The sequence below is a fragment of the Maribacter dokdonensis DSW-8 genome (assembly GCF_001447995.1).
Lineage (GTDB): Bacteria > Bacteroidota > Bacteroidia > Flavobacteriales > Flavobacteriaceae > Maribacter > Maribacter dokdonensis.
Genome location: NZ_LDPE01000006.1, coordinates 124,783 through 151,045 on the forward strand (window position 1 = coordinate 124,783; position 26,263 = coordinate 151,045).

Sequence of the window (26,263 nt, forward strand, 5' to 3'; positions counted from 1 at the left end):
GAAAATGAGCGAACTGAGTGTTAAACACTTACTGGGAATTAAATACCTAAAGGAAACCGATATTCAGCTTATTTTTGAAACTGCCGATCATTTTAAAGAGGTAATCAACCGGTCTATTAAAAAAGTGCCTTCGCTTAGAGATATTACCATTGCCAATATATTTTTTGAGAACAGTACTAGGACTAAACTGTCTTTTGAATTGGCGGAAAAGCGTTTATCTGCAGATGTGCTTAATTTTTCCGCAAGTCAGTCTTCGGTTAAAAAGGGTGAAACCTTAATAGATACGGTAAATAACATTCTATCTATGAAAGTAGATATGGTGGTGATGAGGCATCCTAACCCTGGTGCGGGCATATTTTTATCCAAACACGTAAATGCATCAATCGTAAATGCTGGCGATGGTGCACACGAGCATCCAACACAGGCATTGTTGGATTCTTACTCCATACGTGAAAAATTAGGAGACGTTGCAGGTAAAAATGTAGTGATCGTTGGTGATATTCTTCATTCACGGGTAGCCCTTTCAAATATTTTTGCGTTAAAATTACAAGGAGCAAATGTTAAGGTGTGTGGTCCTAAAACATTGCTTCCTAAGTACATAGAATCTTTAGGGGTCGGTGTAGAAACCAATTTAAGAAAAGCGTTGGAGTGGTGCGATGTAGCTAACATGCTGCGCATACAAAACGAAAGATTGGATATAAGTTATTTCCCGACCACACGAGAGTATACCCAACAATTTGGGGTGAATAAAAAATTGCTTGATAGCTTGGATAAGGAAATTGTAATAATGCACCCAGGTCCAATAAACAGAGGTGTGGAAATCACAAGTGATGTGGCAGACTCCAAGCAATCTATAATATTAAATCAGGTAGAAAACGGAGTTGCCATTCGTATGGCGGTAATTTATTTATTGGCATCTAAAATAAAATAATATGATTTTCACTAAAGAAGAATCGTTGATTATTGTATCTCAAGAAGAAATTTCAATTGAGCGTTTTTTAGAGAATTTGCAGAAGGAATATGCAAAATTAAAAAACGATAATTTGGTGTTAGACTTGTTAAGCTTCTCAAAGTTGACACCTTATAATGTTATCTCATTTTTAGAAATAGCAAGAATGCACAAAAAGAACGGACAGTCGTTCGTTTTGGTATCGGATAAAGTGTCTTATGATGATGTTCCTGAAGAAATTAATCTTGTGCCAACCCTTCAAGAAGCTAGAGATGTGGTTGAAATGGAAGAAATAGAACGTGATTTGGGTATATAACAATACGCAAAGCACAGATAAGAATACTTAAGTACTTATTTTATGCGCCTTACTGTATTGGGTTGTTATGCGGCAACACCAAGAACGCTTACGAATCCTACGTCACAAGTTTTAGAAATTAACAATCAAGTTGTATTAATTGATTGTGGTGAGGGTACCCAAGTAGAGCTTAGAAGGCATAAAATAAAGTTCTCAAGAATAAACCATATTTTCATTTCTCACCTGCATGGAGATCACTTTTTTGGACTCCCAGGTTTTATTTCTACCATGAGATTATTGGGTAGGGAGAAAGCACTTCATGTATACGGCCCCAAAGGAATTAAAGAGGCTATTACATTGCTTTTGAAATTGGGAGATTCTTGGACAAACTACCCATTGTTATTTCATGAACTTACCAGTAAGGAACAGGAGCTTATCTTTGAGGATGATAAGATAAGTGTAACTACCATACCATTAGATCATAGGGTATATACAAATGGCTACTTGTTCAGGGAAAAATTAGGCAAGAGAAAGCTGAATGTTACTGCGGCAGAAAAGTATGGGATTGACAAAGCTTACTATAACAATATAAAAAACGGAAAGAATATAACTTTGGATAGTGGCACTATTGTACCCAATAGTGAATTAACCTTTGATCCGCCTGAGCCAAAATCTTATGCATTTTGTAGTGACACCGTTTATGATGAAAGTTTGGCTGAAAAGATTAAAAATGTAGATGTTTTATATCATGAATCTACATTTTTGGAAACAGAGACCGATCTTGCCGTGAAAACCAAGCATGCTACCGCTAAACAAGCCGCAATGGTAGCAAAAAAAGCTAATGTAAAAACCTTAGTGTTAGGTCATTACTCTACCCGCTATAAATCAATAGTATTGTTTAAAGAAGAAGCTTCAACTATTTTTCCTAATGTAGTTCTTGCTGATGATGGTAAGACATTCGATTTTTAAACCTTTTAATACGTTTTTATAACGTTTATTTTCCTTTCTTTTTAGAACTTTGTTTATCTTGTTTTTAACACGAAAATGATGCAGAAAGATTTAGGTGATTATAGAAAATCCTATGAGAAAAGTGCGTTGGTAGAAGATAGTATATCTGATAATCCAATACAGTTATTTCAAACATGGTTTTATGAGGTTGAAAATTCCGATGGGGTAGATGAACCCAATGCTATGACGGTTTCTACGGTAGGTTTAGATGGTTTTCCTAAAAGTAGGGTAGTACTTCTTAAGAAATATACTCATGAGGGTTTTATCTTTTATACGAACTACAATAGCGAAAAGGGAAAAGCTATTAGTGAAAACCCAAATCTCTGTCTATCCTTTTTTTGGGCAAACTTAGAACGCCAAGTAATCATAAAAGGTGTTGCCGAAAAATTGCCCGAAAATCTTTCTGATGGTTATTTTGAGTCAAGACCTGAAGGAAGTAAATTAGGGGCATTAGTATCGGATCAAAGTACTGTAATTGATTCCAGAGCCGTATTGGAAGATAAATTGGCTAAGTTGGAAAAAGAATATAACGGTAAAGAAATAGAAAGGCCTAAGCATTGGGGTGGCTATTTGGTAAGACCTTTATCTATAGAGTTTTGGCAAGGCAGACCTAATAGACTACATGATCGAATTAGGTACACCCTTACCAGTGAATTTGATTGGAAAATGGAACGATTGGCTCCTTAAATATGTTAACATGAAGAATCTATTTTTAATGCGCCACGGTAAGTCTTCTTGGGAGCTAAATGTTAGTGATCAAGATAGGGCACTTTTGCAAAGAGGGGTTAATGATGCCCATTTGGTTGCTATGGAAATTGCCAGACAAGATATTAAAATAGATAAAGTATATACTAGCCCTGCAAACAGGGCATTTCACACTTGTATGATTTGTCTTAGAATTATTGGTCATCCTTTAAATAATTGTGGTATAGATTCAAGTTTGTACGACTTCTCAGGTGATCAGGTTTTTGAGTTTATAAAACAATTAGAGGATACTTTTGAAAATGTTCTCATTTTTGGGCATAATCATGCCTTTACCTTTTTAGCAAATTCGTTGGGAGATAAACTTATAGATAATGTGCCCACCAGCGGTTTTGTTCAATTACAGTTTAAAGAAAATTCATGGGCCGCTATCACTCAGGGCTCAACAATACAAACCATATTTCCGAAGCAATTAAAAGCATGATAAAAAACAACAACCAGTACGTAAATAGAGAAATAAGTTGGTTATGGTTCAACGAGCGTGTACTACAGGAAAGTGCAGATAAGAATGTGCCATTAATTGAAAGATTACGGTTTTTAGGTATTTTCTCAAATAATTTAGATGAGTTTTTCAAGGTGCGTTATGCAACGGTAAAGCGTATTGTAGAAGCTGGTAAAACCGGTAAAAGCGTACTTGGGGGAGAAAAGGCAAAAGACCTTCTAGAGGAGATTACCAATATTGTAATTGAACAGCAAACAAAAAGTTTATCAATTCTTAGAAGAATTGAACATGAGTTGGAAGGGGAGAATATATTCATTATCAAGGAAACGGAATTAAACGATAATCAAAAGGATTTCGTGAAGGCCTATTTCTTAAAGGAAGTGAGTCCGCAATTAATGACTATCATTTTAAATGATTTAACACGTTTTCCTACCCTGAAAGACACTGCAGCGTATTTGGCTGTAAAAATGGTCATTAAGAGTGATGATAGTAGAAAAGAGAAAAGATATGCCTTAATTGAAATACCCAAGGGAATTGATCGCTTTATTGTATTGCCAGATGAAGGAGATAAAAGTTATATCATAATACTAGATGATCTAATTAGGTACTGTCTTGGTAATATATTTACCATGTTCGAGTATGAATCTATTTCTGCTCATATGATCAAGATAACAAGAGATGCCGAACTTGATATTGACAACGACCTTAGTAAAAGTTTTATTGAAAAAATTTCATCTAGTGTAGAGCATAGAAAAATAAGTGATCCCGTACGCTTTGTATACGATAAGAGTATTGGCAGGGACACCTTGACTTTTCTAAAGGAAAAGATGAACATAGAAGATACGGATAGTGTAATACCAGGCGGTAGGTACCATAATCGTAGAGATTATATGGGTTTTCCAAGCTTGGGAAGAAAAGATCTTTTATATGACAAGATAGTTCCGTTACCGGTAAAGGGGCTTAGTGTGGAAGGTAGTATTTTAGAGAGTATAGCCAAAAAAGATTATTTGCAATACACACCCTACCATACGTTTACCTATGTATTAAAATTTTTACGTGAAGCTGCACTTGATCCAAAAGTACGTTCCATAAAAATTACGGTTTATAGACTGGCAAGTAACTCACAAATTGCTGCAAGTTTGATCAACGCGGTTAAAAATGGTAAACAAGTAACCGTTCAAATTGAACTTCAGGCACGTTTTGATGAGCAGGCAAATATTGAATACGCAGAGCAGTTACAGTCTGAAGGGGTTAAATTAATATTTGGTGTTCCAGGGCTAAAGGTTCATAGTAAAATATGTTTAATTGAGCGCGAAGAAAATGCAGCTTTAAAGCGATACGGTTTTGTGAGTACAGGTAATTTTAATGAATCTACCGCAAGAATTTATACTGATTTTACTCTATTTACGGCAGATGATTCTATACTAAAAGAGTTGAATAAAGTCTTTGACTTTTTTGAGACTACCTACAAGATCAACAAGTATAAACATCTTATAGTATCTCCGCATTATACCAAAAATGCGTTTATGAAATTAATTGATAATGAGATAGCAAATGCCAAGCAAGGCAAAGTGGCTTTTATCAAAATAAAGATGAACAGTTTTACCTCTTACAAAATGGTAGATAAACTGTATGAGGCTAGTAGAGCGGGGGTAAAGATCCAGTTGATCATAAGAGGTATATGTTGCTTAATACCAGGGGTTGAGGGTATGAGTGAAAACATAGAAGCTATAAGTGTTATAGATAAGTTTTTAGAGCATACTCGTTTCTTTGCTTTTGCAAATGGTGGCGATACTAAAATGTATATATCATCTGCAGATTGGATGACTAGAAACCTTGATTATAGAGTTGAAGTTGGTTGCCCAATTTATGATGAGGATATAAAAAAGGAATTGATGGATACGTTCGATATCTGTTGGAGAGACAATATGAAAGCTCGTGTGTTTAATGAAAAACAAGACAATGCATACCGTAAATCTTCCATACCTAAAATAAGATCTCAGTTTGCTACGTACGATTATTATGCTAAAAAACAGGAATCTTAAAAATAGTATTTTTTGAAAGTAAGAAAATTTGCGGCAATTGATATAGGCTCCAATGCTATTAGATTGCTAACACACAATGTTATTGAGGATAAGGGTAAAAAGACTCAATTTAGAAAAAGTGCATTGGTAAGGGTACCTGTAAGGCTAGGTGAAGATTCTTTTACCGTTGGTGAAGTTTCTGAACAAAATGAAGCCCGTTTAATAAAGACCATGAAAGCTTTTAAGCTTTTAATGGAAGTGTCGGGTGTTGAAAGGTACCGTGCATGTGCTACATCTGCAATGAGGGAAGCCAATAACGGTAACGAGATAATTGAGAAGATTGTAAAGGAATCTGGGGTCAAAATAGATTTAATAGACGGTAAACAAGAAGCTGCTATTATAGCTTCTACAGACTTAAAAAACTTGATTAAAGATGATCAATGCTATTTGTATATAGACGTTGGTGGTGGTAGTACGGAGTTTACCTTGTTTTCTAATGGTAAAATTCAAGTAAGCAAGTCGTTTAAGCTGGGTACGGTAAGACTTTTAAATAATATGGTTAAACCGGAAACTTGGAATAAACTAGAGGAGTGGATCAAAACAATTTTAAAGGATAAACCCAAATTATCCATTATAGGGTCCGGTGGCAACATTAATAAGTTGCATAAACTATCAGGTAGAAAAGAAGGTGAGCCACTTTCTTACATTTGGTTGAACGCACAATATCATTTTTTAGACAGTCTAAGTTATGATGATAGGGTGTCTGAGCTAGGATTGAATCCAGATAGGGCAGATGTTATAATTCCTGCAACCAAAATTTTTCTCTCGGCCGCAAAATGGAGCGGGGCAAAGAAAATTCATGTTCCCAAAATTGGACTTTCAGATGGTATTATAAAAGATTTGTATTATTCAGAAGTTAAATAAGCCGCGTTCTATCCGTGAATGCTTTCTTTTTTGCCTAGGTCTTTCATGATCTGGGCTTCATATTCTAAAAGACTGTTCCATTTTTTGTTCACCTCTTCAAGATCTCCATATTTACGAGCAAACTTTAGGAACATGGTGTAATGCCCCGCTTCACTGATCATTAATTTGTGATAAAATTCGGCTAGTTTTTTGTCTTCCAGTTCTTCGGATAATAATCTAAAACGTTCACAACTACGCGCCTCAATTAAAGCTGCATATAATAATCTGTGTACTAATTGGGTAGTTCTACTACCGCCCTTTGGAAAGAATTTAATAAGTTCTATAACATACTCGTCTTTACGATCCCTGCCCAGCGCATTTCCTCGCTTTAAAATAAGGTCGTGTACCATTTTAAAATGACCCATTTCCTCTCTAGATAAGGCTATCATTTCCTCAACAAGTTCAGTATATTCAGGGAAAGATACAATGAGTGATATTGCTGTACTTGCGGCTTTTTGCTCACAATACGCATGATCTGTCAATATTTCATCAATATTCTTCTCAACAATGTTTACCCATCTTGGATCGGTTGGTAGTTTTAAGCCTAACATAGTTCTCTTTTTTTCAAAATTAGAAAGAATTTAAAGACCTAACGAATTTTAATCAAAAACCTAGACCGCTTCCTGATGAATAATAATTATTTTTGATGTAGAGACCATCCAAACAACAAAAATGCATAATCCAATAGATATTCAAAATATACTGAACACATACGGGGCGCCAGATAGTGTCGCTTGGCTAAAAGGTAAAATTGAAAGTTTAAAAGAAAATAAATCTTCTAAAGATTTATTTATGACCTATAGCCTGTTAAATGTAAAATTTGATGCTGCAAACGTAATATCATTTGATGCATTGGATACAACGAGTTCGCGCTATTTAAGTGGGCACAATGCAACTATGCTACAGGTGTCGCGTATTTATTTTTTAGCAGAGGTATTAAGTAAAGATATTGAATTTTATACACCAAAGGTTGCCAATATTATACAAGTGGCAGATACCGGTGAATTAGAAACCTTCTTAAAGTATTTAGTTTTACTACCCAATCCAGAGGAATATAAACAGACAGCTGTAGAAGCGTTAAGAACTAATATTGCAACGATTTTTGATGCTATTTCATTGAACAATCCGTATCCGGCAGAATATTTTAATGATCAACAATGGAATCAAATGTTTTTGAAGGCGGCTTTTATGGAAAGAGATCTCTCGCAAATAGCATCCATTGATAAAAGAGCTAATGAGGATTTAGCTAGAATAATATCCGATTATGCACATGAAAGATGGGCTGCAGGTAGAAAAATAGATCCATTGTTCTGGAGACCTGTTTCAAAATTTTTAAATGAGCAACTTTTGGGTGATATGAAGACATTACTTAACAGTGATGATGTTGTAGAGAATTTAGCCGGAGCTCTTTGCTGTTATTATTCAGAAAACGAAAAAGCCCTTGCGCTATTAAATGGTAAGCCAGAGCTAAAACATAAAATTGCCGATGGGCATACAACTTGGAATACGATAAAACAACAATAGAATGGAAGATAAAATGATGATCATTGACCCGCATGTACACATGACGTCAAGAACAACAGATGATTATGAAGCAATGGCAGCAGCGGGAGTTGTAGCAATAATAGAACCATCCTTTTGGTTGGGTCAACCAAGAACCCAAGTAGGTTCTTTTCAGGATTACTTTAGTAGTTTGGTGGGTTGGGAGCCTTTTAGGGCCAGTCAATTTGGTATAAAACATTATTGCACTATCGGTTTAAATTCAAAAGAAGCAAATAATGAGGCTTTGGCAGAACAGGTAATAGAATTGTTACCGTTGTACTTACATAAAGAAAATGTGGTCGCTATTGGTGAAATTGGATATGACGATCAAACACCTGCAGAGGATAAGTTTTTTAGAATGCAACTAGATATGGCTAAAGAACTTAATATGACCGTACAGGTACATACGCCGCACCGAGATAAAAAAGCAGGAACCATAAAGAGTATGGAGGTTTGTTTGGAGCATGGTTTAGATCCTGCAAATGTAATAATTGATCATAACAATGAAGAAACGGTAAAAGAGGTTCTTGACCGTGGTTTCATTGCTGCTTTTACCATCTATCCCAAAACAAAAATGGGCAACGAGCGTATGGTAGAAGTTGTTAAGAAATATGGTAGTAATAATATTATAGTGGATAGTTCGGCAGATTGGGGTGTAAGTGACCCTTTAGCAGTGCCAAAAACAGCATCTTTAATGCTAAAAAGAGGTGTGTCTATGGAGGATGTTAGAAAAACCTGCTATCAAAATGCATTAGATGCTTTTAGTAAAAATGGTAAAATGAAAGAAGCGCATTGGTTGCAGCCAGATAGTATTAATCAATCGCAACTTTTTAATGATAATAGTGTTCTTAGGGGGCAAAAACCTCGTATTGACGAAGATCAAATCATTTAACAAATGAAAGAAAAGTTAATGGGTTTTGCTCGTTTGGCAAGACCTGCGAATTTGCCAACTGCCGCAGCGGATATATTGGCAGGTATTGCCATTATATTATATCTTAAGGATTTAGTAGTGCTTAATTTTATGAGTGGGCAGAGCGGCAATGTACTTTCTTTGGTTTTCTCATCAATTGCCTTATATGCAGGTGGAGTCGTTTTTAACGATGTTTTCGATGCAGATCTAGATGCGGTCGAAAGACCGGAGCGGGCAATTCCAAGTGGACTTGTACCCAAAAAAGAAGCTATTTATTTTGGTACAATTCTCATGCTGATCGGTATAACATTGGCATTTAAGACTACTGTATTATCAGGTTTAATATCTGTTGCTTTAACCGTAGCTATTTTAACATATGATGGCTACTTTAAACAATTTGGTTTTGCTGGTCCCTTAAATATGGGAATTTGCCGTGGATTAAATCTTTTAATGGGTATGTCTATTCTTGGAAACCTAACACATTGGTACATTTCATTGGTTCCTGTTGTCTATATTTTTGCCATCACATTGATCAGTAGAGGAGAGGTGCACGGAGATAATAAAAAACATATTGTTTGGGCAGGTATCTTATACGCAATAGTTATTCTATCCATTGCGTTAATTGTAATGCAACAGAAAGACAATCTCTTGGTGCTATTACCGTTTATATTAATGTTTGGTTTTTTAATTTATTCGCCTTTAATTAAAGCGTATAAAGTAAATTCACCTAAAAACATTAAGAAAGCTGTAATGGGTGGTGTATTGTCACTAATTGTGATGAACGCTTGCTGGGTGGCCGGTTTTTCTAATTGGTATTTGGCATTGGCCGTTTTATTATTATTACCATTATCCATGCTTTTGTCAAAATTATTTGCAGTAACATAAAATACGTATGCAATTACAACCTATAAAACAGTCTTTTCAAGTACAGTATGATTATCAATTATATTTTACTTCTGGACTATTTGTTTTAGAAAATCAAATGTTCGTAAACTTAATTGCGGACTATAAAGATTTTGAACCTGTAAAACTATTGTTTGTTTTAGATGACGGAGTTAAACATCATCATCCCTCTTTAATACCTCAAATTGAAGATTATTGTAAAGCACACCGGCAAACTATAAAATATACCGACACTTTAGTGTTGCCAGGGGGAGAACAAGTAAAGAATAGTGATAAGGCTATTGAATCAGTGTTAAAAGGGGTAAACGATAATAAAATTTGTCGTCATTCTTTTGTGGTGGTCATTGGTGGTGGTGCTGTAATTGATATGGTCGGTTATGCGGCAGCTATAGCACATAGAGGAGTTAAATTGATAAGAATACCTACAACGGTATTATCACAGAACGATTCTGCAGTAGGGGTAAAGAACAGTGTAAATGCATTTAAGAAAAAAAATTTTCTAGGAACATTTGCACCGCCGTTCGCCATTATTAACGACAGTGATTTTCTTGAAACCTTAGAGCAGCGCGATTGGATTTCCGGAATTTCCGAAGCCATTAAAGTGGCATTGATCAAGGATAAAACCTTTTTTAAATATATTGCCGATAATGCAGTTGCATTAAAAAATAGGGAAATGGAGCCTATGCAGTATGTTATTTACAAATGTGCCGAAATGCACATGCATCATATTGCACAAGGTGGAGACCCATTTGAATCCGGATCGTCTAGACCTCTGGATTTTGGACATTGGGCTGCACATAAAATGGAATTCATGACCAATTATGAGTTGCGACATGGTGAAGCTGTAGCCAAAGGCATCGCATTAGATGTTACCTATGCGCAGTTAGTTGGATTGATTTCTGAAGAGGATTTGCAGCACATTTTGGATGTAATGATCGCTATTGGTTTTGATTTGTCACTTCCTGTGCAGAACGATGATAAAATTGAGCAGTTATTAAACGGTATAGAAGAGTTTAGAGAGCATTTAGGGGGGCAATTGACAATAACCCTTATTTCTGATTTGGGCGTAAAGTACGACGTACATACTATTGATATGGAGTTAATGTCCAAGGCCATTACTAAACTTAATCATCAATTCGCATTAAATTAAATGCAATGCAACTGAAAAAAAACCTTCACCTAACATATTGTACAAATATTCACCCTGGGCAAGATTGGAAAAATACTTTTGAAAGTATTAAGCGTCATGTGCTTGGTATAAAAAATGAAGTTTCAAAGAATCAAGCTTTTGGTTTAGGACTGCGCCTATCAAATAAAGCCAGCGAAGAGCTTGACATGGGCAGTAATTTGACCGACTTTAAAAAGTGGTTAAATGATAATGATTTGTACGTGTTTACCATGAATGGTTTTCCTTATGGAAATTTTCATGACGAGCGTGTAAAAGATTTGGTACATGCGCCAGACTGGACTACAGATGACCGCTTAAATTATACCAAAAGATTGTTTCGTCAACTTTCAGAATTAATTCCCGCGGGATTGAATGGCGGAATTTCAACATCTCCAATCACATATAAATACTGGCATAAGACCCTTTTGGAAACAAAAAATGCATTTGAAGCCGGTGCTAAGAATATGCTTGAAGTTGCCAAGCAATTGTTCAAAATTGAACAAGCTACAGGAAACTATTTGCATTTGGATATTGAACCTGAACCAGATGGTTTGCTAGAAAATAGCGATGAGGTTTTGTTGTTTTATTCGGATTACTTGGTTCCTATAGGTAGAGCTTATTTTAAGCAGGAATTAGGTTTAAATGCAGATGAGGCAGAAACTATAATTAAAAAATATATTACGGTTTGTTATGATGTTTGCCATTTTTCATTGGCTTATGAAGAACCTACCGATACGTTTGCCAAGTTCAAGGCAAATAGTATAAAAGTTGGTAAAATTCAAGTAAGTGCAGCGTTAAAAATTATTTTTAACGGTACCAATGATGAACGAATTTGGGAAGAACTTTCACAATTTAATGAGCCTACCTATTTACATCAGGTAACCGAAAAATTAGACGGAAAGGTTAAGACTTATAGTGATTTACCTTTGGTATTGGAAGGGGATAGAACTCATGAAGAACTAAGGGCCCATTATCACGTGCCTATATTCTTGGAAAAATATGGTGAACTGTTTTCTACACAAGATCATATTCTAAAAACAATAGCATATATTAAAGAAGACCCAATTTCAGAGCATTTAGAGGTAGAGACTTATACATGGGATGTACTCCCAACAGATTTAAAACAGGATTTATCAGTGTCAATAATACGAGAACTAGAGTGGCTTAAATCACACATGTAATATGAAGAAAACGGTTGTCATTAATGTAGTTGGGTTAACAAAACGATTGATAGGTGAACATACACCGTTTATAAAATCATTTTTAGAGAGAGGGCAGGCATTATACATAGAGCCTGTGCTACCTGCCGTTACATGTGCTGTTCAATCTACCTATGTAACCGGTAAATGGCCATCTGAACATGGTATAGTTGGTAATGGTTGGTATTTTAAAGATGAGTGTGAAGTAAAGTTTTGGAGACAGTCTAACAAACTGGTAGAACAACCAAAAATATGGGACGATCTCAAAGAAAAATATCCCAATTTTACCTGTGCCAACCATTTTTGGTGGTACAATATGTATAGCAACGTGGATTTTAGTCTTACACCAAGGCCTAATTATTTGGCAGATGGCAGAAAAATTCCAGATGTATATTCATATCCTGCTGAATTAAGGGATGAAATGCAAAGTACATTAGGGACATTTCCGCTTTTTGAATTTTGGGGACCAAAAACTACCATCAACTCATCTAAATGGATTGCAAATGCAGCTTTGTTGACGGATAAGAAACATAATCCTGATCTAACATTGATTTATTTACCCCATTTAGATTACAATTTACAACGTTATGGTCTTGATTTTAAAATAATTTCTAAAGATTTAAATGAAATAGATGCTGTAGTAAAACAATTGGTACAACATTATGAGTCTTTAGATGCCAGGGTAATACTTCTTTCCGAGTATGGAATTACAAATGTAAACAAGCCAATTCATCTCAATAGAATATTAAGAAAAGAAGGATATATAGCTATACGTGAGGAGCGTGGACTGGAGCTTTTAGATGCTGGTCAAAGTGATGCTTTTGCTGTTGCAGACCATCAAATTGCCCATGTGTATTGTAAAAATGACAAGGATATTGATAAGGTAGCTACATTGATAAAAGCAGTTGAAGGTGTAGAGAAAGTGTTATATGGTGAAGATTTAAAGGACTACTATATTGATCACGACCGCTGTGGTGATATTGTAGTAGTAGCAGATAAAGACTCATGGTTTACTTATTATTTTTGGTTGGATGATGCCAAGGCACCTGACTATGCCAGAATGGTAGATATTCATAAAAAACCGGGGTATGACCCTGTTGAAATGATGACCGATCCAAAAGATAAGTTGGTTATGGCAAAAGTTGTTGGAAAGCTCATAAAGAAAAAAATGGGCTTTAGAACGGTAATGGATATTATACCAATAGATGCCACTTTAATAAAGGGTTCTCATGGTCGTATAACAGAAGACGTTGAAGACTATCCAATTTTTATAAGTAATCATAGCTTTGGTAAGAAGAATCAAACTATTAGTGCAATACAGGTACGTGATCTTATTGAAGATCACCTATTAAACTGAATTTAGATGAATGTATTATTTAAAACATTAGGATTTGTATTTGCAATTTTATTTGCGATAGGCGCAGTGTTACAGTACAATGATCCAGATTCTTTACATTGGATCATCGTGTATGGTATAGCGGCCTTAGTGTCGTTGTTATTTGCATTGAAAAAAGTTAAATTTGTTGTGCCGCTGGTATTGGGGGTGTTTGCTTTTATAGGTTTTGTTTATTTGTATCCGTCAGATTTTCAAGGTTTTGATTTAAATGATGGAGATATTAAAACAGTTGAATTGGGAAGGGAAGCTTTTGGGTTATTGATAATTTCGGTAGTTCTTTTAGTATTCGCTTTTAGAATAAAGAGAACGCTATAGATCTAAATCGAACTCTTGTCTCAATAAATCAATCACAGGGTTTTTCTCTCTTAGTTTTTCGTATTTTTCTTCAGGAGTAAATGCAAATTTCTTTGCCGTTGTTTCATTCACCGTAATGTCTAGGTGTACGAAGTGATTGTTTAATTTGGCACGTAAATATTCCATTAGCTCAAACTGTTCGCGCTCAATCTCCTTTTTCATTGTACTGTTAGGAAGCTCAATATGAATTTTAAAATCTTCCTTAAGTTTTGGGACATCGGTGTGTAAGTTTGATGCTAAAATTTTCTGCCCTTTTTTATCTATAATTTCTATAAAATCAGCCCAATGCTTGCGTAAATCTTCTTCGGTAAAATTTTCTCTTGGTAGATTTTTTTCATCGATAACAACCTCAATTCTGTTGAGTTCGTGCTGTTTTTTGGCGTTTAGACTTTTAATTGAAAGACCTGATACCCTTTTGGTGGGACGATTGATTTTAATCTTTTTATCATCCTTTATATCGTTCGTTTCCGGCGTATTAAGTGGCTCCGGTTTCTTTTCTTCTAATTTAACTTGTGGGTTTGAAACTACATTAGTTTCTTCTGTACTAGTGTGATCAGTAGTAGCCGCTGTTTTTGTTTCAGAAGAAATACTATCTTTTGCCGGTTCTGCTTTGGTGCTTACCGTTTCGGTATTATTATTTTCAACAGGTTTCTCTATAGTCTGGTTTGAAGAACTAGCAACTTTTGGAATCTGTTTGTAAAATACTGAAGGAGCAATAAAATCAATGGTCTTATTTTGAAGTGCTACTGATTCAGGATTTTTTTTTTCTCCATCAAAATCGATAGAGGCAAGTTTCATAAGTGTCAATTCAACTAGAAGGCGTTGATTTTTACTTGTTTTGTACTTTAAATCACAATCATTTGCAATATTCAGCCCTTGTAATAAAAAGGAAGGAGATGTCCTTTTACTTTGTTCTCTATATAATTGTTGGGCTTCTTCGCCTACCTCTAATAAAGTAATAGTGTCTGGGTGTTGACATACCATCAAATCTCTAAAATGAGATGCTAAACCAGATATAAAATGGTGTCCGTCAAAACCTAAAGACAATGTTTTATTAAAAAGTAAAAGTAGATTTGGAATCTTATGTTCCAATATTAGATCAGTGGCTTCAAAATAAGTATCGTAATCTAAAACGTTCAAGTTTTCTGTAACTGCTTTACGTGTTAAATTAGATCCAGAAAAGCTAACCACTCTATCAAAAATGGACAAGGCATCTCTCATGGCACCATCAGCTTTTTGGGCTATAATATGTAGTGCATCATCTTCCGCATTTATTCCTTGATTTTCTGCTATATATTTTAAGTATTCAGCGGCATCTTTAACCGTAATTCTTTTGAAATCGAATATTTGACATCTAGAAAGAATAGTAGGTATAATTTTATGCTTTTCTGTGGTTGCTAGTATAAAAATAGCATGCTTTGGCGGTTCTTCTAATGTTTTAAGAAAAGCATTAAAAGCCGATTGAGATAGCATATGCACCTCATCAATGATATAAACTTTGTATTTACCTACTTGTGGCGGTATGCGTACTTGGTCAATTAAATTTCTAATATCGTCCACAGAGTTGTTGGAAGCGGCATCCAACTCAAAAATATTGAAAGCAAAATCTTCATTCTCCTGTTCTGTGCCATCAGAATTTATTTGCTTTGCCAAAATACGTGCGCAAGTTGTTTTACCTACACCTCTAGGACCACAGAATAAAAGCGCTTGAGCTAAATGATTTTGGTCAATGGCATTTTGTAAAGTATTGGTTATAGATTGTTGACCTACAACATCTTTAAATGTTTGAGGTCTATACTTACGTGCCGATACGATAAAAGGTTCCAAAATGCTACTCTCGTTTATTCTATTACAAATATAAATATAGCTTGGAATACTTACGAGAATTAAGGTTACAGATCATCTTTAGTTATCAACAATTGCAGTACATTTGCGCAAAGCAGACCGCCTTATCGCTGCCAAGCAATTGGGAGAGGAAAGTCCGGACACCATAGTGCAGTATAGCGGGTAACGCCCGTCCGTTGAAAAGCGAGGACAAGTGCAACAGAAAGCAAGTACAGTTAGGCTGTAGTGAAACCAGGTAAACTCTATACGGTGAAACGTCATGTAAATCGGTGTTTAAGGGCTGCACGCCCAAGCCGAAGGGTAGGCGGTTAGAGTACTGGGGTAACCCTTTACCTAGATAAATGATAAGGAGTTCTAATGATTTTAGGATACAGAATCCGGCTTATGGTCTGCTTTTTTATTTTGTTATTTTTCAAAAAAACTAAAAACACTACCACCATATTTTCGTGAGTTTTTGTAGAAAGGTAATTCTGCTAAGCTGGTGCGGTTAGAGTGTTCAATAATTAATACACCGTCTTCTAATAAAAGGTCGTTTTCAAAGACCAACTGAGGTAATTTTTCAAAATCGGTAAATTCCATATCGTAAAATGGATCGGCAAAGATGATATCGAATTTTTCGGTATTTCGCTGTAAAAAACTAAAGACATCGCTCTTTAAAGTTCTAATGTTCATATCTAATAGGGAAACCGTCTTGTCTATAAAATCTATACAACCACCATGGGCATCAACGGCAAGTACATCATCTACGCCTCTAGATGAAAACTCGTAACTGATGTTTCCGGTACCGGTAAAAAGATCTAAAACCTTCAAATCAGGAAAGTAGTAAGAATTGTTCAAAATATTGAACAAGCTTTCTTTGGCCATGTCTTTGGTAGGTCTTACAGGTAATTTTTTAGGGGCTATTAAGTTACGACCTTTGTGCTTTCCTGAAATTATTCGCATTATATAGTATTAATGAGCGTGAAGTCTATAGAACTGGAAGATGGTTCTCCAAGTTTTATTAATTGTTGGGTTGAGGGAGCGAAAATGCTAATATGTTGTATATAATTGTAACATAATTTAAAAGTTGCATCATCTTCTTCAATATCTCCAAAAAGTTTTACAATTGCTGTTTTAGGGTCTAACTCCAGCTGTTCTAAAACAAATAACAGGTAATAGGCAAAATCTTCTTTGGTGTCGTATTTAAAGCTGTTGTAAAGCATTAATTTACGTTGGTTCAAAACCGTAATGTCCAGCTGATCTTTGCTAACATGTACAAAGCATGTAGTTTCTTGGTTTTGTGTTTGGTTGTTCATTAAAGATTGTAGCAGTACCGTGCCATTATGCATATAGTGGAATTCACCGAAAAGATCATAAATATAATTGTTGATATTTACGTAAGGCACATATACAATTACTAGATCGTGATTTTCAACTTCGTCATAAGCCAAAATATCATTTGCCAAAATTTTGGTGTTGAACTTTAAGTACTCGTATAAATTATCGGCATTGAACAATGATTTAGGAACTAAACCAAAGAGGGTGTTTCTATGAACTGTAACCACCTCGTCAAACTGCATATTTTCTATATCATGTTTCAGAAATAATTTATGCAGTTCATCCTTTGCTTCCATAGGGTTTTTTTCAAATGCGAAATCAACCCTATCAGATAGCAATAATTTTTGCGAAACAGTATCTGCCACACAAAAAGAAAGTCCATTCAAGCTAACCTGAATGGACAATTTCTTAAAATTTTTATCCGCTATATTTAAGCTATTATTTCTTCTCCTTTTTGTCATAAATAGCAGGCCAGTTACCAGTTGTGCTAACATCTTCAAGAGAACCTACTTTAATAGACGGTCCATTAACCTCTTCTACACTTAATGCGGCTTTTTCACGAGCCAATAAATCTTTGGGCTGATCGTATAGTACTACTTCCTTGTCAACTTTAGCTTCAAAAACAGGGGCTTTATAGCCACTCTTTTCTACAAAGGCAGATTTCATTGTAAATTTTTCTCCGTTTGCAGCTGTAGGTACTTCCATTAAGCTTTTATATCTGGTATCTGCTTTAAAAAGAGAATCTTTTACAGAAACAAAACCCAATGTATCAATAATTTTCACCTCTCTTAACATGTCAATACCGTAAGCTTTATCGAACTCCATAAATGAAGAATCTCTTTGCTGTGTAATTACATATTTACCGGTATCGATAAAACGAATAAGACTATTGAAATCATTTGCATACTTGCCATTAACAGTTTTGTAAGCCTCTTGCGAATTTCTAATATCCTTTAGCTTAGCAATAACTTGTGCAAAACGCTCTTCTTTTACCTCTTTAAATTTGATTGGTCCGGTAATGGAGTTGTAAATAAAGTATCCTAAAGCGATACATCCAATCCAAAGTACAATTTGTATTACGGTCTTCATTTCGTATGTGTTATTTTTATTTAGTGGTCTTCACAAATCTACAATTTTTTTTTAATGGTAAAAGTTTTTAGCCTAAAAATCATCTTTATCTTTGGGGGCTCATGAAACCAATAACACCCGCTTCTTTCTATACTATACTAGAAAACAAATTTCCTCATTCACCAACTGCCACACAATCAGTGGCTTTGCAAAAATTGGCAGAATTCACACTGTCAACAGTTAAAGATGAAGTTTTTTTATTAAAAGGCTATGCCGGTACCGGAAAAACTACTTTAATTGGCACTTTGGTCAATAGTTTGTGGAAAGTTCAAAAGAAAGCTGTGTTAATGGCTCCTACTGGTAGGGCTGCAAAAGTGATGTCCAACTATTCGAATACGCAGGCATTTACCATTCACAGAAAAATATATTTCCCGAAAAAGCAAAGTGGTGGTGGAGTTCAATTTGTGTTGGCACCTAATAAACATAGAGATACTTTGTTTATAGTGGATGAGGCTTCAATGATTCCCGATACCGCTGCAGATTCAAAGTTATTTGAAAACGGTTCTCTTTTAGATGACTTAATGATGTTCGTTTATTCAGGACATAAGTGCAAGTTGTTGCTAATAGGTGATACGGCACAATTACCACCCGTTCATTTGGTGTTGAGTCCGGCGTTAGATGGTAACAAACTTTCCTTAAATTATAATAAAGAGGTCGTTAGGTTAGAACTAAGCGAAGTGGTAAGACAAGCGGGAGATTCTGGTATATTGGCGAACGCTACATTATTGCGAGAGCAACTGCAAAGCGATTTTTTTGAAGATTTTAAATTTGATGTAGACCCCTTTACAGATATTGTAAGATTAATAGATGGCAATGAAATACAGGAAGCCATAGATAGTTCGTATGCGGAAAACGGAAAAGAGGAGACGGCATTTATAGTTAGGTCAAATAAGCGAGCAAACTTATACAATCAGAATATACGCGAACGTATTCTTTATCTAGAGAATGATATTGCCGTTGGTGATTTTATGATGGTGGTAAAAAATAATTACTATTGGTTAAAGCCAAGCTCTGAAGCTGGATTTATAGCTAATGGAGATATTATTGAAATACTGGAAATATTCGATATCAAAGAAATTTATACTTTCAAATTTGCCGAAGTAAAGGTGAAAATGGTAGATTACCCCAACATGGCGCCATTTGAAACGGTATTGTTGTTAGATACTATAACAGCGGAATCTCCTTCACTATCCTATGAAGACGGCAATAGGCTTTATCAAGAAGTAATGAAGGATTTTGCCCATGAAACTTCAAAGTATAAGAAATTTTTAGGGGTAAAGAATAATAAATACTTTAACGGTTTACAAGTTAAATTCTCATACGCTATTACATGCCATAAATCTCAAGGTGGGCAATGGAATACTGTATTTGTAGAACAACCTTATTTGCCAAATGGTATTGATAAGGAATATTTAAGATGGTTATATACAGCGGTAACCAGAGCGAAGAATAAATTGTACCTTATAGGTTTTAAAGATGATTTTTTTCTTGATTAAGAAAAGATTATTTTAGTATTTATGGACACGGAAAAGGAGTCTTTTCCATAGTGAAATCAACATGACAACCGATACGATTTTAAGCATTTTTTTAGGGGTAGGATTAGCAGCATCTGTTGGGTTCAGGGTGTTTTTACCATTGTTTGCATTAAGTTTGGCATCTTATTTTGGAGTATGGGAACTAAATGATAATTGGCAATGGATAGGTAGTCTAGTTGCCGTATTGACATTGGGCGTGGCAACCTTACTTGAAATTTTTGCCTACTTTATTCCTTGGTTCGATAATTTACTGGATAGTATAGCCGTACCATTGGCAGCAATAGCGGGTACTGCCGTAATGGTATCTACAGTGGCTGATCTAGATCCCGTAATAACGTGGTCATTGGCAATTATTGCGGGCGGTGGTACCGCAACAGCAATTAAGGGTGCTGGTGCCACGGGGAGATTGGCATCCACAGCTACCACCGGAGGTCTGGCCAACCCGGTAATTACTACCGTTGAAACAGGTACTGCCGCAGTAGTGTCCGTTGCCTCGATATTTGCACCTATATTAGCAGCCGTTTTGGTCATTATCATATTAGTGATCATTTTTAGGATTTACAGAAAATTACGACCAAAGGCTAATACTTAAAATATATTTAGTTGAAAAAAATAGCAATGATTCCTGCCCGCTATGCGGCATCGAGATTTCCTGCAAAATTAATGCAGGATTTGGCTGGCAAACCGGTCATTTTAAGAACTTACCAAGCTGCAGTACATACAAAGCTTTTTGATGAAGTTTATGTGGTTACCGATAGCCAGGTTATTTATGATACCATTGTAAGGGAAGGTGGTTTGGCTATCATGAGTGTTAAGGAACATGATTGTGGCAGCGATCGTATTGCCGAGGCAGTAATGCAAATGGACGTTGATATTATTGTAAATGTACAAGGCGATGAACCATTTACAGATCGTGAAAGTCTTGAGGGTGTAATACAGGTGTTTGAAGATGACGTTCATAAAGAAATTGACTTAGCATCGTTAATGGTTAAAATCACAGATGAGGAGGAAATTAATAATCCAAATACGGTAAAGGTAATCGTAGATAATAGGGATTTTGCACTGTATTTTTCAAGATCGCCAATACCTTATCCAAGAGCAAAAAACAAGGATACTGTCTATTATAAGCACAAAGGTATTTACGCTTTTAGAAAAAGTGCTTTGATGGATTTTCAACGACTGCCAATGCTTCAATTAGAGGCTACCGAAAAAATTGAGGCTATACGTTATTTGGAATATGGTAAAAAAATAAAAATGGTAGAAACCAATGTTCAGGGCATAGAAATAGATACACCTGAAGACTTAAAGAAAGCGCAGAAGGCATGGAAATAAATTTTGATGGAATTAATGTAATTGGTTTTGATGCAGATGATACCCTATGGGTAAACGAAACTTATTTTAGGGATACTGAAGATAAATTTGGCGATCTTTTAGAGAAGTATGAAACTAAGAATAAAATAGATCAAGAGCTTTTTAGAACTGAGATTAAAAATTTGGACCTTTACGGTTACGGCATAAAAGGATTTGTACTTTCTATGATCGAATGTGCGTTGGAGCTTTCAAATAATCAAGTTGCTCCTAAAACGGTAAGAGCACTTTTGGATTTAGGTAAAGAAATGATAACACAACCCGTTGAATTATTAGAAGGGGTGGAAGAAGTACTTCAAAGTTTAAAGGACAAATATCGTTTAATTGTACTGACCAAAGGTGATCTCTTGGATCAAGAGCGTAAATTGGAGCGGTCAGGTTTATCAGAATATTTTCACCATGTAGAAGTATTAAGTGATAAGAAAGAGAAAAACTATAGTGATTTATTAGAGCACTTACAAATAGAACCGGACGAGTTTTTAATGATCGGAAACTCTTTAAAGTCAGACGTATTGCCACTTGTGAATATTGGAGCAAGAGCGGTTCATATACCTTTTCATACCACATGGCAGCATGAAGAAGTAACGGAGGTTGTAGATAATAATGGTTATATGACAATGTCTACTTTGACCGATGTACTGAAATACGTTTAATGAAAATGCAGGTGAACAAACAGATGGCAAAGAGCAATATACCGACCAAAGCATCACAAGAATTCCGTAATTTTCCTATGGTACCTAGAGTGGTCTATGGTGTAGGTAGTTTTGATACTCTTGGAGATATTTTGATGCCAAAGAGAAAACATTCTGAAGCACCAATGATATATTTGGTTGATGATGTTTTTGAAAATACAGAATTGATTAATAGAATACCTAGTATATTTTGTGATCAAATTATTCTTATTTCAGCCAATGAAGAACCAAAAACAGAGCAAGTAGATGCATTGGTTTCTATGATTAAGGAAAAGTTTACAGAGCTTCCTTCCGGTATTATAGGTATTGGGGGCGGTACACTTTTGGATTTGGCAAAGGCTGTAGCGATTATGCTCACTAATAAAGGGAGTGCATCAGATTATCAAGGGTGGGATTTGGTGAATAAGCAATCAATCTATCATGTAGGTATTCCCACAATTAGTGGTACAGGAGCTGAAGTTTCAAGAACTACGGTTTTAATGGGCCCCGAAAAGAAGTTGGGAATCAATTCAGATTACACCACTTTTGATCAAGTAATTCTAGATCCGGATTTAACCGTAGGTATTCCTAAGGAGCAATGGTTTTATACAGGGATGGATTGCTTTATTCATTGTATAGAATCACTTAATGGTACTTTTTTAAATGCATTTAGTAAAAGCTATGGCGAAAAGTCTTTAGAACTTTGCAAAGAAGTGTTTTTAAAAGATATCGAAGCATCCGATAGTAGAGAAAAATTAATGATGGCATCGTGGCATGGTGGTATGAGTATAGCTTATTCCCAAGTAGGCGTTGCACATGCCATGAGTTATGGTCTAGGTTATGTTTTAGGAGTAAAGCACGGAATAGGAAATTGCTTGGTTTTTCAATATTTAGAAGAGTTTTATCCTGAAGGAGTACAGTTGTTCAATGCAATGTTGGAAAAGCATAATATAGTATTACCAAAAGGAATTTGCTCTAAATTGACTGATTCGGAAATGAATACAATGGTTACGGTTGCTTTAGGTATGGCGCCACTTTGGGAAAATGCCCTAGGAGCGCAGTGGAAAACTATTATCACCCCAGAAAAGCTTAAGGCTATTTATCAAAAAATATAGTCTCATTTAAATTACCTCTTACATTATAATATGAGGCTTTGCCAAATAGGCAGGTCAATACCCAAGTAATATGCAGCAAATAGCAAAATTCATTTATTTTAAATTATTAGGGTGGAAGCTAAATGGAGTTTTTCCATCACATTTAGATAAGTTTGTCGCCATCGTAGTGCCACACACCAGTTGGTGGGATTTTTTATTGGGGTTGTTGATACGAGCGGTTTGGCAAGAAGAGATAAACTATGTAGGTAAGAAGAGTCTGTTTAAAGCTCCTTTCGGTTGGTTTTTTAGGTGGACAGGTGGTGCGCCAATTGATCGCACAAAAAATAGTGATACTGTGAAGGCAACAGCACATATATTTAGTGAACGGAAAAAATTTAGATTGGCACTATCTCCGGAAGGCACCCGAAAAAAAGTTGAAAAATGGAAGACTGGCTTTTATTATATAGCCAAAACTGCAAATGTGCCTATCGTTTTAGTTGCTTTTGATTATGGTAAGAAAGAGATAAAACTTTCAGGTCCGATGACACCCACAGAGGATAAAGAAGCTGATTTTAAACAGTATCACGCTTTTTTTGATGGGGTGGAGGGGAAGTATGTATAAATGTTATTAAAAACTTTGGAATGCTAATGTAAGTAATGCTCTGTTTATTAATTAGGATAATACTTTCCTTATAACTACTAATAATGTTGTCGTTTATCGATTTTTTTAGTCTTTCATCTGGTATTAAGATGTTAATTTTTCGTTAATCTAATACTGTTGTAATTTTAATTGGGTCAATTGATTAATTGACTTTCCCCTACTTTTTAATGTCTCATATGATGTTTGTTGACAATAAGTTTTGTTGATGGATATCTCTTTAAATATATCTAAATGAAAATAAAAAAGGGGGTAAGTAGTTGGTTAAAAATAGCTGCTGGTTTTGCAGTAATTTCAGTGTCCTTGAGTTTTGGTTCTATGTTTTTTGGACCAGGTTATAGCGATGTACAGCCAATCGGATCATTTGTTAATGGAAACTTTCCAGACGTTGATCTTGATCAAGATCCTTATGAAATTGCCTATCCAAATATAAGATTCGATTGGCCATTAACATACTCTATCGTGCCCGGTCAAACTAGAGTAATTGTCGGGCAGCTCGATGGAAAGATTTATTGGATGGAAGATAACCAAGCAGTTCCAAATAAGAACTTATTAGTTGATTTTTCTAATGAAATTGGTGATGCCGTTTCACCAAATATTGAAGTTTGGGATGGAGGCCTATTGGGATTGGAAATTCATCCGGAATTTGGCACACAAGGTAAAAACTACATATATATTTATTATACCACGGAATCGGAGACAGGTGATGAGACTTTAAATAGTGGTGGTAATGGAACGTTTGGTTGTGATTTATCCAATTTTCATGGAAATTACATTCATTTAGATCGCTTCGAAGTGAATCCGTCGAATATGTCATTCATTTTAGATTCTAGAGTGCGTATGATGCGTCGTCGAATGTTGAATACTACTCATAGAGGTGGTGCAATGGAATTTGGTGATGACGGTTTTCTTTATATAGCCACAGGAGAGCAAGGTAGGGCTGTAAATGCACAAAATATTGTTGATAATTTGGATGGAGGTGTATTGCGTATAGATGTGGATATGAATTCAGATAGGAGTCATCCACCAAATAGGGTAATGCCTGAAGATGCTGGTGAGTCTGATGAATTTACGGGTAGGCTATATTGGATACCTAATGACAATCCCTTCGTTAGTACTTCAGGTGATAATTTTGAGGAATATTATACGGTAGGTAACCGAAGCCCTCATAGAATGAGTAAAGACTCTCAAACAGGCAAGTTGTTTATAGGTGAAGTTGGGCAAAGCACTCATGATGAAATAAATATTGTTGCTAAAGGGAAAAATTATGGTTGGCCTGTTTGGGAAGGAGAAATTGCGGGTCCTTTTAATCAATGTAATATTCAAATGCTGAATAATATGGAACATGAAGTTCCTTTGACTTCATTTAGTAGGGATGATGCTAAATCAATAATAGGAGGTCAGGTGTATCGTGGGTCTGAATTTACGTCCTATAATGGAAAATATATTTCCGCTGATTGGCTTACACAGAAAATTTTTTCTGTTGATATTAATAATGGTAGCCATGTAACCTTAGGTACATTGCCCAAAAGACCGATTTCTTTTGGCGAAGGGTCAGACGGTAACATATATTATTTACTACAGGGTAACAATGTACAATTATTGCGTTTTGTAGCCCCTTTATTGTCATCTGGCGCGCCACAGTTACTTTCTGAAACGGGAGTTTTTACAGATATGAATAACCTAAAAGTGACCAATGGATTTGTTCCTTACGAAACGATTGATGCATTTTGGTCTGATGGCGCAGTAAAGAAACGTTGGATGGCATTGCCTAATGATGGAACCTATGATTCGGAGGAAGAACAAATTCAATATTCGGAAAATGGAAATTGGATTTTTCCTGTAGGTTCTGTTTTGGTTAAACATTTTGATTATCCTACTAATGAAAATAATCCAGATATTACAATTAAAATAGAAACGCGATTTTCTATAAAAAATAGTGATGATAATTGGACTTTTTTATCCTATAGATGGAACTCCGATCAGACCGATGCAAGCCTTGTGAATATGACTACAGGTGAAGAACGACCAATAGGTATTCTTAAAACTGATGGAGGAATACGTACGGAAATTTGGCGCTATCCTTCGACAAATGAATGTTTAAACTGTCATAATGAATCTTCTCAAGGTACTTTAGGTCCAAGAACAAGGTATTTAAATAGTGATTATGATTACTCAACCCATATTAGTGGAGGAATGGTAGCAAATCAATTAGTTACTTTGAGTCATTTAGGAATTTTAAATGAACAAATTTTTGATTCTGATACACAAGATTTTTTGACCTATACCTCCATCGATGATCCCAACGCAACCTTAGAAGATAAAGCTCGTTCATATTTAGATTTGAACTGTGCTTATTGCCATTTGCCATCGAATGGACTGCGAGCAGAATTTGACTTAAGGTTAATAAATTCCTTGGAGGAAACTGGTCTTTTAACTGCTGGTATAGGTGAAGTTGTTGAAGGTATTGGAAATGATCAAAAAATTTTATATCCGGGTAATGCTGCAAAATCACATGTTTTTTATCGGGTAAACAGTACAGATTCGGGTATAATGATGCCTCCTATAGCTAAGGGTAAGATTGATGAAAAAGGAGTAGCGTTATTAAAAGAATGGATTGATCAACTAAATGTTGAACCAAATACAGATGGTTACAACGAACCAGATCCCGAGGTCAACCTAGCACTGTTGGATGATGCCGTCCTTGGAGGAAGTGTCAATGGAGGTCGGGG

26 protein-coding genes and 1 other RNA gene are annotated in these 26,263 nt (G+C 35.5%); 22 read left to right on the forward strand and 5 right to left on the reverse strand.

Annotated features, from left to right (window positions below; genetic code table 11):
* Positions 1–4 precede the first annotated feature (4 nt).
* The 7 genes from I600_RS17030 to I600_RS17060 all read left to right on the forward strand — a co-directional run bounded on the left by I600_RS17030 (position 5) and on the right by I600_RS17060 (position 6,404).
* Positions 5–931 carry an aspartate carbamoyltransferase catalytic subunit gene (locus tag I600_RS17030; RefSeq protein ID WP_058105770.1) on the forward strand — a complete coding sequence of 309 codons (927 nt, stop codon included), beginning with the start codon at positions 5–7 and terminating at the stop codon, positions 929–931.
* Position 932: 1 nt separating this feature from the next.
* Positions 933–1,265, forward strand: coding sequence for a hypothetical protein (locus tag I600_RS17035; protein WP_058105771.1), 333 nt, complete (start codon positions 933–935; stop codon positions 1,263–1,265).
* A gap of 42 nt (positions 1,266–1,307) precedes the next feature.
* On the forward strand, positions 1,308–2,213 hold the full coding sequence (locus tag I600_RS17040) for a ribonuclease Z (protein ID WP_058105772.1): 906 nt from the start codon (positions 1,308–1,310) through the stop codon (positions 2,211–2,213).
* A gap of 78 nt (positions 2,214–2,291) precedes the next feature.
* Complete coding sequence (pdxH, locus tag I600_RS17045) at positions 2,292–2,939, forward strand: pyridoxamine 5'-phosphate oxidase (RefSeq protein WP_058105801.1); 648 nt, start codon at positions 2,292–2,294, stop codon at positions 2,937–2,939.
* Between the two features lie 10 nt (positions 2,940–2,949).
* Positions 2,950–3,438: a SixA phosphatase family protein gene (locus I600_RS17050; protein ID WP_058105773.1), complete on the forward strand. Its 489-nt coding sequence runs from the start codon at positions 2,950–2,952 to the stop codon at positions 3,436–3,438.
* Positions 3,435–5,501 (forward strand): polyphosphate kinase 1, encoded by a 2,067-nt coding sequence (ppk1, locus tag I600_RS17055; protein ID WP_058105774.1) that lies wholly within the window; start codon positions 3,435–3,437, stop codon positions 5,499–5,501. The genes I600_RS17050 and ppk1 overlap by 4 nt, the downstream gene beginning before the upstream one ends.
* 12 nt (positions 5,502–5,513) lie before the next feature.
* Complete coding sequence (locus tag I600_RS17060; protein WP_058105775.1) at positions 5,514–6,404, forward strand: Ppx/GppA phosphatase family protein; 891 nt, start codon at positions 5,514–5,516, stop codon at positions 6,402–6,404.
* Between the two features lie 8 nt (positions 6,405–6,412).
* On the opposite strand, the gene miaE is transcribed toward I600_RS17060, so the two are convergent.
* Positions 6,413–6,994 carry a tRNA-(ms[2]io[6]A)-hydroxylase gene (miaE, locus tag I600_RS17065; protein WP_058105776.1) on the reverse strand — a complete coding sequence of 194 codons (582 nt, stop codon included), beginning with the start codon at positions 6,992–6,994 and terminating at the stop codon, positions 6,413–6,415.
* A 121-nt stretch (positions 6,995–7,115) separates the two neighbouring features.
* Here miaE and I600_RS17070 point away from each other — a divergent pair, with 121 nt between their 5' ends.
* Genes I600_RS17070 through I600_RS17100 form a run of 7 tightly spaced genes read left to right on the forward strand, consistent with a single transcriptional unit; the run spans position 7,116 to position 13,876 of the window.
* On the forward strand, positions 7,116–7,967 hold the full coding sequence (locus I600_RS17070; RefSeq protein WP_058105777.1) for an EboA domain-containing protein: 852 nt from the start codon (positions 7,116–7,118) through the stop codon (positions 7,965–7,967).
* Between the two features lies 1 nt (position 7,968).
* Entirely contained in the window at positions 7,969–8,877 is a 909-nt protein-coding gene (locus I600_RS17075; protein WP_082643017.1) for a TatD family hydrolase, read from the forward strand.
* Positions 8,878–8,880: 3 nt separating this feature from the next.
* Positions 8,881–9,780 carry a UbiA-like protein EboC gene (gene eboC, locus I600_RS17080; RefSeq protein WP_082643018.1) on the forward strand — a complete coding sequence of 300 codons (900 nt, stop codon included), beginning with the start codon at positions 8,881–8,883 and terminating at the stop codon, positions 9,778–9,780.
* A gap of 7 nt (positions 9,781–9,787) precedes the next feature.
* Complete coding sequence (locus I600_RS17085; RefSeq protein WP_058105778.1) at positions 9,788–10,948, forward strand: 3-dehydroquinate synthase; 1,161 nt, start codon at positions 9,788–9,790, stop codon at positions 10,946–10,948.
* A 5-nt stretch (positions 10,949–10,953) separates the two neighbouring features.
* Positions 10,954–12,147, forward strand: coding sequence for a metabolite traffic protein EboE (eboE, locus tag I600_RS17090; RefSeq protein ID WP_058105779.1), 1,194 nt, complete (start codon positions 10,954–10,956; stop codon positions 12,145–12,147).
* Position 12,148: 1 nt separating this feature from the next.
* Positions 12,149–13,522: an alkaline phosphatase family protein gene (locus I600_RS17095; protein WP_058105780.1), complete on the forward strand. Its 1,374-nt coding sequence runs from the start codon at positions 12,149–12,151 to the stop codon at positions 13,520–13,522.
* Between the two features lie 6 nt (positions 13,523–13,528).
* Positions 13,529–13,876, forward strand: a complete 348-nt coding sequence (locus tag I600_RS17100) for a transmembrane 220 family protein (protein ID WP_058105781.1) — start codon at positions 13,529–13,531, stop codon at positions 13,874–13,876.
* Here I600_RS17100 and I600_RS17105 read toward each other — a convergent pair.
* The gene (locus I600_RS17105; protein WP_058105782.1) at positions 13,871–15,742 is read right to left on the reverse strand and encodes a DNA polymerase III subunit gamma/tau; all 1,872 of its coding nucleotides are present in this window, start codon (positions 15,740–15,742) and stop codon (positions 13,871–13,873) included. The genes I600_RS17100 and I600_RS17105 overlap by 6 nt on opposite strands.
* A gap of 109 nt (positions 15,743–15,851) precedes the next feature.
* Here I600_RS17105 and rnpB point away from each other — a divergent pair.
* Positions 15,852–16,160: RNase P RNA component class A (gene rnpB, locus I600_RS17160), an RNA gene on the forward strand.
* A gap of 5 nt (positions 16,161–16,165) precedes the next feature.
* On the opposite strand, the gene I600_RS17110 is transcribed toward rnpB, so the two are convergent.
* Genes I600_RS17110 through I600_RS17120 form a run of 3 tightly spaced genes read right to left on the reverse strand, consistent with a single transcriptional unit; the run spans position 16,166 to position 18,166 of the window.
* Positions 16,166–16,702 (reverse strand): RsmD family RNA methyltransferase, encoded by a 537-nt coding sequence (locus I600_RS17110; protein WP_058105783.1) that lies wholly within the window; start codon positions 16,700–16,702, stop codon positions 16,166–16,168.
* Positions 16,702–17,538, reverse strand: a complete 837-nt coding sequence (locus I600_RS17115) for a DUF3822 family protein (protein WP_058105784.1) — start codon at positions 17,536–17,538, stop codon at positions 16,702–16,704. Before I600_RS17115 ends, I600_RS17110 begins: the two co-directional genes overlap by 1 nt.
* Entirely contained in the window at positions 17,516–18,166 is a 651-nt protein-coding gene (locus I600_RS17120) for a hypothetical protein (RefSeq protein ID WP_058105785.1), read from the reverse strand. The genes I600_RS17115 and I600_RS17120 overlap by 23 nt, the downstream gene beginning before the upstream one ends.
* A 101-nt stretch (positions 18,167–18,267) precedes the next feature.
* Between I600_RS17120 and I600_RS17125 the strand changes: the two genes are divergently transcribed.
* The 7 genes from I600_RS17125 to I600_RS17155 all read left to right on the forward strand — a co-directional run.
* Positions 18,268–19,701 carry an ATP-dependent DNA helicase gene (locus I600_RS17125; RefSeq protein WP_058105786.1) on the forward strand — a complete coding sequence of 478 codons (1,434 nt, stop codon included), beginning with the start codon at positions 18,268–18,270 and terminating at the stop codon, positions 19,699–19,701.
* 61 nt (positions 19,702–19,762) lie between these two features.
* Positions 19,763–20,332 (forward strand): DUF4126 domain-containing protein, encoded by a 570-nt coding sequence (locus tag I600_RS17130; RefSeq protein WP_058105787.1) that lies wholly within the window; start codon positions 19,763–19,765, stop codon positions 20,330–20,332.
* Positions 20,333–20,358: 26 nt separating this feature from the next.
* Positions 20,359–21,072 (forward strand): 3-deoxy-manno-octulosonate cytidylyltransferase, encoded by a 714-nt coding sequence (gene kdsB / locus I600_RS17135; protein ID WP_209439210.1) that lies wholly within the window; start codon positions 20,359–20,361, stop codon positions 21,070–21,072.
* Complete coding sequence (locus I600_RS17140) at positions 21,063–21,761, forward strand: HAD family hydrolase (protein WP_058105789.1); 699 nt, start codon at positions 21,063–21,065, stop codon at positions 21,759–21,761. Before kdsB ends, I600_RS17140 begins: the two co-directional genes overlap by 10 nt.
* Positions 21,762–21,784: 23 nt before the next feature.
* A complete protein-coding gene (locus tag I600_RS17145; protein ID WP_058105804.1) occupies positions 21,785–22,894 on the forward strand; it encodes an iron-containing alcohol dehydrogenase family protein in 1,110 nt (369 codons plus the stop codon).
* Between the two features lie 70 nt (positions 22,895–22,964).
* Positions 22,965–23,495: a 1-acyl-sn-glycerol-3-phosphate acyltransferase gene (locus I600_RS17150; protein WP_058105790.1), complete on the forward strand. Its 531-nt coding sequence runs from the start codon at positions 22,965–22,967 to the stop codon at positions 23,493–23,495.
* 270 nt (positions 23,496–23,765) lie between these two features.
* The coding region (locus I600_RS17155) for a PQQ-dependent sugar dehydrogenase (RefSeq protein ID WP_209439209.1) at positions 23,766–26,263 on the forward strand (2,498 nt) is incomplete at its 3' end.

Coding starts and splice junctions, on each gene's coding strand:
- I600_RS17030 (WP_058105770.1), top strand. CDS start 5: ATGAGCGAACTGAGTGTTAAACACTTACTGGGAATTAAATACCTAAAG.
- I600_RS17035 (WP_058105771.1), top strand. CDS start 933: ATGATTTTCACTAAAGAAGAATCGTTGATTATTGTATCTCAAGAAGAA.
- I600_RS17040 (WP_058105772.1), top strand. CDS start 1,308: ATGCGCCTTACTGTATTGGGTTGTTATGCGGCAACACCAAGAACGCTT.
- pdxH (WP_058105801.1), top strand. CDS start 2,292: ATGCAGAAAGATTTAGGTGATTATAGAAAATCCTATGAGAAAAGTGCG.
- I600_RS17050 (WP_058105773.1), top strand. CDS start 2,950: ATGAAGAATCTATTTTTAATGCGCCACGGTAAGTCTTCTTGGGAGCTA.
- ppk1 (WP_058105774.1), top strand. CDS start 3,435: ATGATAAAAAACAACAACCAGTACGTAAATAGAGAAATAAGTTGGTTA.
- miaE (WP_058105776.1), bottom strand. CDS start 6,994: ATGTTAGGCTTAAAACTACCAACCGATCCAAGATGGGTAAACATTGTT.
- I600_RS17070 (WP_058105777.1), top strand. CDS start 7,116: ATGCATAATCCAATAGATATTCAAAATATACTGAACACATACGGGGCG.
- I600_RS17075 (WP_082643017.1), top strand. CDS start 7,969: ATGGAAGATAAAATGATGATCATTGACCCGCATGTACACATGACGTCA.
- eboC (WP_082643018.1), top strand. CDS start 8,881: ATGAAAGAAAAGTTAATGGGTTTTGCTCGTTTGGCAAGACCTGCGAAT.
- I600_RS17085 (WP_058105778.1), top strand. CDS start 9,788: ATGCAATTACAACCTATAAAACAGTCTTTTCAAGTACAGTATGATTAT.
- eboE (WP_058105779.1), top strand. CDS start 10,954: ATGCAACTGAAAAAAAACCTTCACCTAACATATTGTACAAATATTCAC.
- I600_RS17095 (WP_058105780.1), top strand. CDS start 12,149: ATGAAGAAAACGGTTGTCATTAATGTAGTTGGGTTAACAAAACGATTG.
- I600_RS17100 (WP_058105781.1), top strand. CDS start 13,529: ATGAATGTATTATTTAAAACATTAGGATTTGTATTTGCAATTTTATTT.
- I600_RS17110 (WP_058105783.1), bottom strand. CDS start 16,702: ATGCGAATAATTTCAGGAAAGCACAAAGGTCGTAACTTAATAGCCCCT.
- I600_RS17115 (WP_058105784.1), bottom strand. CDS start 17,538: ATGACAAAAAGGAGAAGAAATAATAGCTTAAATATAGCGGATAAAAAT.
- I600_RS17120 (WP_058105785.1), bottom strand. CDS start 18,166: ATGAAGACCGTAATACAAATTGTACTTTGGATTGGATGTATCGCTTTA.
- I600_RS17125 (WP_058105786.1), top strand. CDS start 18,268: ATGAAACCAATAACACCCGCTTCTTTCTATACTATACTAGAAAACAAA.
- I600_RS17130 (WP_058105787.1), top strand. CDS start 19,763: ATGACAACCGATACGATTTTAAGCATTTTTTTAGGGGTAGGATTAGCA.
- kdsB (WP_209439210.1), top strand. CDS start 20,359: ATGATTCCTGCCCGCTATGCGGCATCGAGATTTCCTGCAAAATTAATG.
- I600_RS17140 (WP_058105789.1), top strand. CDS start 21,063: ATGGAAATAAATTTTGATGGAATTAATGTAATTGGTTTTGATGCAGAT.
- I600_RS17145 (WP_058105804.1), top strand. CDS start 21,785: ATGGCAAAGAGCAATATACCGACCAAAGCATCACAAGAATTCCGTAAT.
- I600_RS17150 (WP_058105790.1), top strand. CDS start 22,965: ATGCAGCAAATAGCAAAATTCATTTATTTTAAATTATTAGGGTGGAAG.